General features: G+C 56.8%; 7 protein-coding genes and 1 tRNA gene. 3 read left to right on the forward strand and 5 right to left on the reverse strand.

The window, feature by feature from the left end:
• Window positions 1–92: 92 nt before the first annotated feature.
• The 3 genes from FJY67_03700 to FJY67_03710 all read left to right on the forward strand — a co-directional run bounded on the left by FJY67_03700 (window position 93) and on the right by FJY67_03710 (window position 5,674).
• Window positions 93–905: a DUF1565 domain-containing protein gene (locus tag FJY67_03700; protein ID MBM3328564.1), complete on the forward strand. Its 813-nt coding sequence runs from the start codon at window positions 93–95 to the stop codon at window positions 903–905.
• A gap of 75 nt (window positions 906–980) precedes the next feature.
• Complete coding sequence (locus FJY67_03705) at window positions 981–3,170, forward strand: T9SS type A sorting domain-containing protein (protein ID MBM3328565.1); 2,190 nt, start codon at window positions 981–983, stop codon at window positions 3,168–3,170.
• A gap of 248 nt (window positions 3,171–3,418) precedes the next feature.
• On the forward strand, window positions 3,419–5,674 hold the full coding sequence (locus tag FJY67_03710; protein MBM3328566.1) for a T9SS type A sorting domain-containing protein: 2,256 nt from the start codon (window positions 3,419–3,421) through the stop codon (window positions 5,672–5,674).
• Between the two features lie 112 nt (window positions 5,675–5,786).
• Here FJY67_03710 and FJY67_03715 read toward each other — a convergent pair whose 3' ends face one another.
• The 5 genes from FJY67_03715 to FJY67_03735 form a co-directional block, all read right to left on the reverse strand.
• Complete coding sequence (locus FJY67_03715; GenBank protein ID MBM3328567.1) at window positions 5,787–7,085, reverse strand: citrate (Si)-synthase; 1,299 nt, start codon at window positions 7,083–7,085, stop codon at window positions 5,787–5,789.
• Window positions 7,086–7,331: 246 nt separating this feature from the next.
• Window positions 7,332–9,302, reverse strand: a complete 1,971-nt coding sequence (locus FJY67_03720) for a polysaccharide biosynthesis protein (protein MBM3328568.1) — start codon at window positions 9,300–9,302, stop codon at window positions 7,332–7,334.
• Window positions 9,303–9,493: 191 nt separating this feature from the next.
• Window positions 9,494–9,568 (reverse strand) — tRNA-Glu (locus tag FJY67_03725).
• Between the two features lie 34 nt (window positions 9,569–9,602).
• A complete protein-coding gene (gene hutH, locus FJY67_03730) occupies window positions 9,603–11,147 on the reverse strand; it encodes a histidine ammonia-lyase (GenBank protein MBM3328569.1) in 1,545 nt (514 codons plus the stop codon).
• Between the two features lie 77 nt (window positions 11,148–11,224).
• A partial coding sequence (locus FJY67_03735) for a hypothetical protein (GenBank protein ID MBM3328570.1) occupies window positions 11,225–11,942 on the reverse strand: 718 nt, incomplete at its 5' end.

The raw sequence follows: 11,942 nt of genomic DNA on the forward strand, positions 1-11,942 counted from the left end.
CTCGTGAATCGCACACTACCGTCAGAAGCACGGACAGACAAGAATGTCTGTCCCACTGAATAGGTGTCTGATCAAATGCAAACTGGTATGATATGGCAGTAAACCTCAGAACGTTTCGTCTTACGGCCCTGCTGACGACTGCGCTCGGTATTGCCCTCCCGCTTGAGGCCCGCATCCTCAACGTGCCGGACGACTTCCAGCGCATCCAGACCGCCATCGACTCGTCGGCTAACGGCGATACCGTCCTGATCGCCCCCGGCACCTACCGCGAAACGATCGACTTCCTGGGCCGCAACATCACCGTCGCCGGGCAGTACCTGACGACCGGTGATGAGGGGCTGATCAACCGCACTATGATCAGCGGCAACATCGGCAACAACCGCAGTGTCGTCAGTATCCGGACGGGCGAATCGTCGGCTGCGCAATTGATCGGCCTGACAATCCGAGATGGCCGAGCCGTCGCCGGAGCCGGTATTTTCATCGCGGGTTCGAGTCCGGTAATCCGGCGGGTGCGAATCACTCGCTGCCTGGCCAGTGTTTGCGGAGGAGGCATCTATGCCACTCGAGTCTCGATGCCAATCATCCGGGACTGCATCATCGACAGTTGTCAAGCTGCAGAGTTCGGCGGAGCGGTCGCTGTGGACGACGGTGCGGAGATCCGTATCGAAACGTCCGATCTCCGGAGAAACCAATCCAATAAGGGAGGCGGGTTGGCGCTGCACGGCACGCGCAGCCGGCCGCCGTCGGGCTGGTTTGAGGGGGTGAATTTCACCGCAAATCAAGCAATCAGTAATGGAAATCGCTCTACTCAAGGCGGAGGCGCCTATCTCATCTATTCCGACACCGTGCGCAATGCTTATGCCGCCTTTGTCGGGTGCAAGTTTGAGGCCGATACCGCCTATTAAGGGGGAGCAATCTTCGATAGCGCCAGCAGCGTCCCAATTCACATTGATAACTGTCTGTTTATTAGGAACAAGGCTATGTATGGCGCCGCCCTCCGTTTTGTTCGAGAGGCGAATGGCAAGGTGTCGAATTCTATATTTATGGGAAATCAAAGTTCCTCTGGTGCGGTAGTAAATGCTTTTGGCTATTCTAATGATGCCAATATTATACTTGAATTTGACAAGTGTGTGATAGCAGGCAACATAAGCACCTCCCGGTATCCCCTTATCCAAATTTGGCAAAGGTCGAGGATTGAGGGTTGCACGATTTTCGATAATGATCTCGGTCCGGGGACACTGGCCGATCTTAGCTACCAAAATCAACCTACTGTTGTGCGCAACACAATGATTTTACGAAATGTCGCCCAGGGAGGAGTAAGGCCAATGGCTATATCTCGCGGCGACATCAGTTACTGCAACATCGAGGGAGGAAGAAATGCCATAACATCCAACAACCTCACCTGGGGCCCCGGCAACTTCGATGTCGCGCCGATTTTCGCCGATCCCGACGAAGGCGACTACCGGCTTGCTTGGGCGAACTACCCAACCCTTGACGGCACCCGTTCCCCCGGCATCGACGCGGGCGACCCGGCATCGGGCTGGGATACTGACGGCAGCCGCCGCGACATTGGCGCACTGCCCTTCTATCAGCGCGGCGGTGAGATAATTGGCCAGGTCACCCGGCTCTTGGACGGCGCGCCAGTAGCGGGCGCACGGGTTAGATTCGGGGATCAGATTCCTACCACCTCCGGCTTCGACGGTTGGTTTCGCATCCTTAATGCCCTTCCTCGACGTGGAGTGCTTTCTGTAATCGCCACCGGCTATGTTGACTATTTTTCAGATTCACTATTCGTTCCGATTGGCGAGGAGTTGAGTTGGAATCTCTCCCTGCGCCATGCTGAGTTCACCATCGACCGGCGAGCCATCGACTTGACCCTAGAGCCGGGCGATTCTGCAGAGATTGCGCTCGCCGTCCAAAATGGCGGAACCGCACAGTCGAATTGGACCTCAACGATCGTCGAGCGGGGTGTTATTGGGAATCGGCTGGGGGACGAGGTGTTGCGTCTAAATTTGTCAGAGAATTTCAGAAGCGATCGTTTCAGAGGCGTGGCACTGATCGACAGCCTCTTTTATTGTGTCGGTGCACTTGAAGCTGTCAATCCTCCCCGGAAACTCATCTATATTCTGAACCGTCAAGGCGACTTTCTCGAAGTTATGAACCAGCCGGAGAGCCAATCACAATTGGGTATGACTGACCTCGCTTATGGCGGCAGACTGTTGTGGGGAGCACAATTGAACCGCGTCTTTGGCTTCGATCTGAATGGCGCGGGAGTATTCGTAGAGTTCGATGTGACACCGAATCCGGCGCAAGCCGTGGCTTACGATTCCGACCGCGACGAGATTTGGGTGTGCGCTGTTGCCAGCAACATCTTTTGTTACAATCGCGCAGGTGTGCAGCAGAGATCAGTCAACCGCCTGGGACTACGCATCTATGGCTTGGAATACATCAACGACGATCCTGACGGCTACTGTCTCTATGCGCTTACGCACCAACCCGGCTGCCTCTATAAGTTTCATTCCGAAACCGGCGATACGATTCGTATTTTTGGCCCCGATCCGCGACTTGGGACAATGCAGGGGCTGCATATAACCCCTGGAATATACCCCTTTCCCAGTCTCGCCGGCTGGACGATCGACATCCGCCACGCCAATCAGGACGGTGACCATCTTGTTGGGCTGCACTTGGGGACGGACTTCAGATGGGTGACTCTTGAGCCAAATGCCGGGACGATTCTCGCTGGGGAGAGGATAAACTCGACCCTCACCCTCTCGGCCCGCGACCTGCAGCGAGGGCTTTTCGAGGGCGCGGTCATCTTTCGCCACAACGCCATCCCCTTCGAGACCGAGTTGCCGTTCGCCTTGCGCGTCGAGCCGAACGCGGCTCCGGAGGGCGATGCGCTCCCCCTCACGTTCGCCCTTCACCCGGTCTATCCGAACCCGTTCAACAGCCGGGCGACGGTAACCTTCGACCTGCCCGAGCGAGCCGCCTCCCGCATCCTCCTGTTCGACCTTTCCGGGCGGGTCGTGAGTCTTATCGAATCCGGGCCGCTCGAGGCGGGACGGCACCGCATCGCACTCGATGCCGCCAACCTGCCGAGCGGGGTTTACGGGCTGAGATTGGAGGACGGGAGGCGGTCGCAGTCGCGCAAGGTCGTGGTGCTGAAGTGAGCGAGCATCGATGATGAGACTGGCAGGCGGCTTCGTGTTCGAAAGGAAAGGGCAGAATCGCCTTTCAGCCGATTGGCTGCGTCTTCGGTTTGCCCCGTCCGGTCGCCCCTACGTGCCCCGTCCTCCCGCTCGGCGGGGGGACCATAGGGGGGCGATGCATAGCGTTTGCAATCCGAATTTGCGTGGATTATATTGAACTCAACGAACGACTGAATTGGCAACGAACCCACTCACTTTGGAGAACGATCATGTTGGTCAGGATTCTTTCTTGCGCGTTCGCCCTCCTATTGGCGACCCACCTCAATGCCCAGCCGCCTCGCATGGAGAAGGTCGGTGAATACCTTGTCGGCGGCAGCCTCGAACGCATCGCGGTCCGCGACGGATATGCCTACACCCTCGGCGGCTACGGCTTGCAAGTCTTCGACATCCGCAATCCCCAAGACATCCGGCGCGTCTATGCCGAGGCGCTCGATTGGATACCCTACTATGGCAATTTCGCTCCGCAGTTCGACCGGGACACGCTTTACATTCCCGATTCGCCTTTCGCCCGATGGGATATTTCCGACCCGCTGCAGCCGATAAGGCTGGGCGATCTTCCCCTGCCCGAAATATGCAAGTTTATACTCTTTCGGGACCAGCATTACTACGCATTGTCTGCAAGAGGAAGTCTCCACACCTACGATCGATCAGGCCCGGAGAATCCGATGCCGGTTGATACCGTGGCCGTTTGGGCCAATAGACTGATCCTTCACGACACACTCCTTATAGGTATCAGATACAGTTTCATCACCTTCACCTTCTTCAGCCTGACGAATCCCGACCACCCCGAGCGACTGTCGGAATTCGTGGATAGAAGCCAATGGAACCACTGGGGACAGGATCACGCCCTAATCGGAAACTTCTTTATCTACCCTACAGGCAACGCGCCCGCGACTATCAACTGTCTTGATATCTCCGATCCAACTTCGCCCGCGAGGGCTTGGGACGTCCGCCTGGAAGAACTATATACACTAAGACAATTTGGAGATTATATTTATACCAATGAGTATGTTGATAGAAGTTCACGACGAGTTCTCTATACCTTGGAGGATCTGAGCCGAAACGAACCGACCATCCTGTTGAATAACATTTGGTTTGGCAATGACTTTGCAGCATCGGGCGCGCATCTCTTTACTGTGCATTTTGATGGGATGACATTTTTCGACATTTCCGATCTCGAGAACGTTCGCTTTTCCAGCGCTTTTCGTTCTCCAGCGATGCTCTTGATAGGAAATCCGGTTGTTATCGACAATGATAGACTATTGACGGCATACAATGATAGCACACTCCGTCTGTTTGACATTTCCGACCTTGCGGAGCCGATCGACATCGACGCACTGCACTTCGACTCCAGGGTCATGATTGGAGCGAAGCATATCGTTCAACGCAGAGTCCTATTTTCGGCGTGCAGTGGGTCTGAACTGCACTTCTACGCCATCGAAGGCGACACCTTCGCACTGCAAAGCCGGCTGTTTCTTCCCGACGAGCGCATTCCCGTGGACCCTATCGGCAGATACTATCAGGTGCGCAACTGGCGAAATGGTGTCGTCGTATCCGCCTGCTGGTTGGAAGGGGAATGGGCAGAGCAACTGAACGGTCAGATTTGGATCGTGTCGCTGGAAAATCCTAATGAGCCGGAAGTCATCGGTGTCATAGAGGATGTGGTTGGTTACGCCCCTGCCATTAAGGACGATTATATCTATTTTTCCAGTAGTTATGTTTGGTTGAACGAGCCCGTTCAAGGCACGATCATCTCAATTGCCGAGCCGACGCGCCCCGAGCGGGTTGGACGCCTTCCTGCTGACGGTTCCCTTTCATCTGGTTCAATCGCAATAGATGGAAGTGTGATGTTGCTGGGAGACTCTTTCTATGACATTTCCAATCCGACCAATCCCCGGCTGCTAAGCCGCTATCCGGGGGAGTATGACCATTTTGCGGCGACAATGCGCAATGGCATTGCCATAGCCAGTGTGGGTCGATGGGGCGGTGATGATGGTCCATATATTGCACTTCTCGATGTTTCAGACCCCGTTCATCCACAACTTCTTCAGCAGATTACTATGAATCAGAACGATGGTTGGGGAGTGCCTTCATTAGAAGGTGACCTCGCTGTCAATCCGACTTTGAGCACCCTCAACTTCTACCGCATCCACAACCTCAATTCCGCGCCGGGGGAAGCCGATGCCCGGCCGCAGGACTTCACTATTGAAGTCAGTCCCAATCCCTTCAACGCGCAGGCCGAGATCCATTTCACCCTCCCCGAACCGGGGTCCGTCACTTTCGAACTCTTCACCCTCGCCGGACGGCTGCTCAATAGGCGCGATATGGAGGGTCTCTCCGCCGGAATGCACCGTGCGCCGCTGGGGGATGACCGCCTCAGCACTCCGCTTGAATCGGGCATCTATATCCTTCGCCTGACAAGCGGCTCGCGGTCGCTGGAGTCAAAGATAGTCGTCTTGAAATGAGCGGGTAAGCGAGTGCTTCAGACTCGCTCCCTCGCTCCCTCGCTCACCCGCTCAAAAAGCCGAACCGCCTGCGACAGTGCAGGCGGTTCCGGCAAGGCGAACACCTTCAACCTTACATTCCCACCTGCTTCTTGATCCAGGCTGTCGAGACGGACTTTGGACGGGTGATCGCCGTCCCAATTGCCCGGTTGAGCACGAGTTGCGCCAGCATCCCCATCGCCCGAGAGACGCTGAAGAGCACCGTATAGTAGGGGAATTCGGTCAGCCCGTAGTGATAGAGCAGTGCGCCCGATCCGGCATCGACATTGGGCCATGGATCCTTCACCTTCGGCTTCCCGTCAGCGCCGAGGAACTCCTTCTGCAGTATTTCCGGCATCACCTTGAAGGTGAGCGCGACGGTCTTGAAAACCGGATCGTCCGGCAGATACTGGTTGCCGAAATCGATGAATCCAGTGAACCGCGGATCGCAGACTCGCAGCACGGCGTGCCCATAGCCCGGCACAACCCGGCCCGAGTTAAGCGTCTCGAGCGCGTAGTCGTGGAGTTGATTTTCGGTCGGAACACCGCCGAACTTCTCCATCGTGTCGAGTATCCAGCCGAGGCATTCCTGATTGGCGAGCCCGTGAAGCGGCCCAGCCAGTCCGTTCAAGCCGGCAGAGACGGCATAGAACGCATCCGAGAGCGCCGACCCGACCGTGTGGCAGGTGAATGCCGAGACATTACCGCCCTCGTGGTCGCTGTGGAAATTGAGATAGAGCCGCATCAACTTCGCAAAGTCGCCCTTGTCGTCGGGAAGTCCGAGCATCCGAACGTAGTTCGCGCCCCAGTCGAGCGCCGGATCATATTCGATCGGGTCGCCCTTTTCGTAGCGAATCCGGTAAATGCCGGCGGCGATGACCGGGATGACGCCGAGAATGCGCAGCGCATCCTCAAGCATCGGAATCCAGTAGTCGTCCTTCTTCATTCCCCGGTCATACCAGGCGCGAAAGACCGACTCGCGCTCCATCACCAGAATCGCAGCATTCAGCATCGCCATTGGATGCGAATCGGGCGGCAGCGCGTCGATCATATCCCAGACATAGTCCGGGACGTGCGAACGAGCCGCCAAATCCATCTGCAGCGCAGCACGCGCCCGGTCATCGGGCTTGTCGCCGGTCAGCAGAAGATAGAAAATGTCTTCCGGCCAGAGATCCCTGATCTCAAGCAGCGGATTACCGCGAATAATAAGCCCTTGATCGGGCTCGACGACCGAAGTGTCGCAGATGAGGCCCTTGACGCCGCGCATTCCGCCGTAAGCCTGTTCGATGGTAACATCGGAGATCTTGACCTGGCCCTGTTCCTTGACGATCGTTTTGATTTCCTTGCGCAACTCCGGGATGAGTTGAGCAAGCCGCTCCTGTAAGATTGCCATACCCGGCTCCTTGTGATGTTGATATGACCTCCGGCAGCGTCATTTGACGCAATGCCTGGCGGTCGGATACAATAGTCGAATCCAAGCGCGCAAATGCCGCGCCAGTCGCGTCCGATTCCAAAAGTCAAATTAGGAAGCGGATTTTACATTGTCAAGGTGCAGTTTTATCAATGATGAACCCGGCAAAAGAAAGAAGAGGCTCCGTCGTCCGACAGAGCCTCTCCCAGACTGCGCAGTATGCCGCACCTAACCCAATCGCGCCTCGCCGCTGCCTTCCCGATGGGTCGCCCGCATCACCTGAGCTTCGATAGTCTCGAATGAGGGGATATAGAATTCATCGAATGACGGATCGAAGTCCGGCACCAGACTCGCGATTCCGGAATAGAGTTGGTCGCGGGTAAGGTTCAGACAATTCTCAAGCAGGTCGTCGAGGCGCCCCAGGAACTTATCTGGATCGACCCGGGGGGGATTGGTCATCCAGATCTTTTCGATCTGCGTCCGTCCGAATTCGGCGGTGTGGAAGAGTTCCTCATGCAGCTTTTCGCCCGGCCTTAGTCCGGTATAGACAATCTCCACTTTCCGGGGAGACTCCGAGCCGTAGAGGTGGATCATATCCCGCGCCAAATCGGAGATCCGGACCGGCTGTCCCATGTCAAGAATATAGATCAGGTTGTCGCGGTCGAAGGCGGCGGCTTGCAGCACCAATTGAACCGCCTCGGACGTGAGCATAAAGAAGCGCGTCGTATCTTTATCTGTAACCGTTACCGGCCCGCCGTTTCGAATCTGAGACTCAAACTTCGGAATGACCGAACCTGAACTCCCCATCACATTGCCAAACCGGACCGCGCAAAAGACCGAGCCTTCCGGACGCGGCTGAAGTTGCACCAAAATCTCGCAAATGCGCTTGGTCGCGCCCATTACGCTGGTGGGCCGCACCGCCTTGTCGGTCGAGATCATCACGAACCGCTCGATCCCAAAGTTCGCCGATACCGCAGCCAAAACTCTCGTCCCGATGACATTGTTGACGATTGCCGACCACGGATTGTGCTCCATCAGCGGTACGTGCTTGTAAGCGGCAGCATGGAAGACGATGCGTGGCCGATGCTGTTCGAATACCATGTTCAATAGCCGGCGCTGGCAAATGTCGCCTACCACCGGGACAAACCGCATCTCGGGGAATGTCGCGGATAATTCCTCGTGAACCGTATAAAGGCTCGCCTCGCTGAGATCGACGAGGATGACCTTGTCGGGATGGCACTGACTCACCTGCCGGCAGATTTCACTTCCGATCGATCCTCCCGCCCCGCTCACCAGCACCGTCCGCCCGCCAATCAGTTGCCGCACCGGCTTCACATCGAGTTCGACCGGCGAACGTCGCAGCAGGTCGCGCACATCGAACTTCCGGACATGTTGAAGTCCTACCTTGCCGCCTATCACTTCGGAAAGCGCCGGCAGGGTGCTTAATGCCACCGACCGCCCCAAGGTCGATCTCAGGACTTTTAAAAGTTCCCGTATCTGCTCACCGGCCACACTCGGCATGGCAACGATTATTCCATCGACCTCGAACTTCTCTACCACTAACTTCACCTGATCGCGGCCGCCCAATACCGGACAACCGTGAATCGACTTTCGCTGCTTGAATGCTGCATCGTCGATAAATCCGATCAACTTGCGGTTGTAAGCCGGGCTTTGCAGGATATCCCGGGCGATCATTTCGCCCGCATCACCGGCACCATAAATGAGCACTCGCTTTTGATCGTCGCGATTTTCATTCCGTGAAAATCTGCGCACCCAGCGAATGGATAGCCTCACCCCTCCAACCATTGAGGCAAGCAATAGCCACTCGACAACGAGAAACGACCAGACAAATCCCTTCACCCCCATCAGGCGATGGATCACACCTGGAACACCGACGGCAAGCATCGAGACTCCGGCGACATAGAAGACGGCATCGACACTGGCGTAGCGCCACAGTGTCCGATACATCCGGGTCAAGACAAAAACCAGAAATCCGCCCAGCAAATAGAGCGGATAGTAAGAGAGTATGACCGGCAGTTTGAGATTCCACTCCGAAAGCGACATCCGCAGGAAATGGGATCCAAAGTATGCCAGCGTCAGCGCAACCCCATCGCCGCCGATCAAAATGAGATTGCGCATCACCGGCCCAACATGCCGGTTTTGCAGCCTGTCGAGAAACGACTGCCAATTGAAGGTCATTGCCTTCCGCCCTAACAATTTACGCCAGATTCCCCGGTTGACTCTTCAGCATCGCCTCCCGCTCGCGGTCGGGGTATATCGAGATAATAGAACTTAGAGACGCCTGCAATCGTCGGAATTGACACCGGTCACAAATCGGGTTGACGAAGATAGACGCAATGCAGCAAATGGAATGAACAACACCCTGATTCTGGTAGCGCGTAGGGGAGTCGAACCCCTGTTACCGGCGTGAGAGGCCAGCGTCCTGACCACTAGACGAACGCGCCATTTTTCATAACCTTTATAATACCGCTAAAAACCTTAATCCGCAAGCCCTTCCGGAATGTCAAACCACAACTCGCCGCAAATGGTCTCAATATCGGCAACTACATCTCCCGTTTCCACCAGCCGTCGAACGGCTTCGATCTCAGGATAAAGCAGCCGGTCTTCATCCCAATGAGAAACGATCTGGCGAATTGTCTTATGCGCAACCGCGGTCCCCCGGCCGGACGAGAGTGGCAGCCTGAAGTCGAGTGCCTGCGCTGCAGCAAGCATCTCGATAGCGATCACCGACTGGCCGTTGCGTATGATTTCACCGCACTTGCGGATGGCAATCGGAGTCATTGCGACGTGGTCCTCCTGATCGGCCGAAACGGGAATCGAATCGACCGACGCCGGATGCGCCAGGACCTTATTCTCACTCGCCAATGCAGCGGCCGTATATTGCGCGACCATCAAGCCGCTGTTGAGACCTTTGCCTTCGACCAGAAAGTCAGGCAAACCCGAAAGCACCGGATTCATCATCCGGTTGATATGGCGCTCCGCCAGATTCGACACCTCAGCCAGTGCAATACCCAAAAAGTCCATCGCCAGCGCGATGTTCTCACTGTGAAAATTGCCGCCTGCCAGACAGACTTCATCGTCGGTGAAGAACAGGGGATTATCGGTCGAAGCGTTCATCTCGGTTTCGACTTCCTGTCGCACATACCTCCAGCAGTCGATGATCGGCCCCAGAACCTGCGGGGTGCAGCGCAGAGAGTAGCCATCCTGCACCCGCGTCGAGCCGTCGGCGATGATGGCGCTTCCCTCCATCAGCAGGCGTAAATGCCGTGCCACAACATTCTGGCCGTTGTGCGGGCGAGCTCTGTGCACACGCGCATCGTAAGCCGACACGACACCCTTGAGCGCGTCGATGGTCATAGCCGCAGCGATGACCGCGTTCTTCAAAAGGCGTCGCGACTCGACCAAGAGCAGCGCCGCGCCCCCAGTCGAGACCTGGCTTCCGTTGATGAGCCCAAGCCCCTCCTTGAAGGTCAGTTCGACGGGCTTCAGGCCTGCCCGGTCGAGTGCCTCACTGCCGGGCAGTCGTTCTTCTCCCCACCACGCCTCACCCTCGCCGATGCAAACCGCCGCAAGTTGCGCCAACGGGGCGAGGTCCCCCGATACTCCAAGGGAGCCTTTTTCATAGACTACCGGCGTGACGCCTCGGTTCAGCATCTCAACCAGTTGCTCAGCCGTCGCAAGCCGCACCCCCGAGTTCCCGCGCGCAAGAGTATTGAGGCGCAGGATCATCGCTGCCCGGACGACCGGCTTAGGAAGCGGATCACCAATACCAGCCGCGTGCGAGAGGATGATCCGCCGCTGCAACTCGGCGCCCTGCACCGGCGAAACGCGCACCTTCGCAAACTCCCCGATTCCCGTCGTTACACCATAGATCACATCCCCGCGCTCGACCATCCGTCGAACCAAGTCGGCGGACCGGGTGATCCGGTCGCAGGCATCCTTGGAAAGTCCGACTTTGACGTCACCCGTTGCAGCACACAGAAGGCTATCAATGTCGAGGCTGTGGCCGTCGATCTCAAGCATAGGTTTCCCCCCGGCGAATGACGCCCGTCCTCGGACTTTCTGCAAGTCCCAATTCAGTATAATTTATGAACATAGCATTAGCCTCCTAAGGATGACATCAACCGGGCGAGGACTCTGCTTCCGGCTGCGCGCCCCCTAAGCGGATGCATTGCCACTCCCATAGCATATCGGGTCCTCGCCTCAGGCGATTGAGACTTGACCGACGACAAAGACCCTATCGCCATTTTGATTGCGGCTTCCACTTCCTCCTCCGTTGCCGCCATAAGCCCCAGACGGTCCGCAAGCAGACCCCAATAGTTCGATCCCCTGCGGCCTGACTCTTCGAGCAGAAGTCGCGCACCGAGTTGTCCTATCTTTCGCACCCGAACCAATGCCAACAGCGATTCGAGTTCATCCCGCGAGAGGAGTTCCACCTCCGCCTTCATTCTCATCCTGCGAGTGAGCAACTCGACGACGAGGCTCCCCGCGAGCCGTGGCGGCAAACCTTCATGAACAGCCCTTTCAAAAGCGACAGCCCGATCATTCCAGCGCAGGAGATGCCGGACCCAATGCTCGGGCAGTCCCATTGCCTCGTACCGCGCCCGACGGCGCCCGGTATCTTCCGGAAGTCGCTCCCGAATTGCTTCAACGCGTTCGCGCACGATCTCGAGAGGTGGAGAGTCAGTATCGGGATACATACGGTCCGGGCCGGGTAGTATCCGCTCAAAGTCGGTCTCACCGCCCGGGAGGCGCCGACGTGTTTCGCGCGGAATGCCATCCAGTGCTTCGCGGATGCGCGCTTCGATTTCATCGAGC

Source organism: Calditrichota bacterium (assembly GCA_016867835.1).
In the GTDB taxonomy this organism is placed as follows: Bacteria; Electryoneota; AABM5-125-24; order Hatepunaeales; family Hatepunaeaceae; genus VGIQ01.

What these genes read in the sequence shown, in the direction of transcription:
- FJY67_03710 (MBM3328566.1), top strand. Translation starts at nt 3,419, where the DNA reads ATGTTGGTCAGGATTCTTTCTTGCGCGTTCGCCCTCCTATTGGCGACC.
- hutH (MBM3328569.1), bottom strand. Translation starts at nt 11,147, where the DNA reads ATGCTTGAGATCGACGGCCACAGCCTCGACATTGATAGCCTTCTGTGT.
- FJY67_03705 (MBM3328565.1), top strand. Translation starts at nt 981, where the DNA reads ATGTATGGCGCCGCCCTCCGTTTTGTTCGAGAGGCGAATGGCAAGGTG.
- FJY67_03720 (MBM3328568.1), bottom strand. Translation starts at nt 9,302, where the DNA reads ATGACCTTCAATTGGCAGTCGTTTCTCGACAGGCTGCAAAACCGGCAT.
- FJY67_03700 (MBM3328564.1), top strand. Translation starts at nt 93, where the DNA reads ATGGCAGTAAACCTCAGAACGTTTCGTCTTACGGCCCTGCTGACGACT.
- FJY67_03715 (MBM3328567.1), bottom strand. Translation starts at nt 7,085, where the DNA reads ATGGCAATCTTACAGGAGCGGCTTGCTCAACTCATCCCGGAGTTGCGC.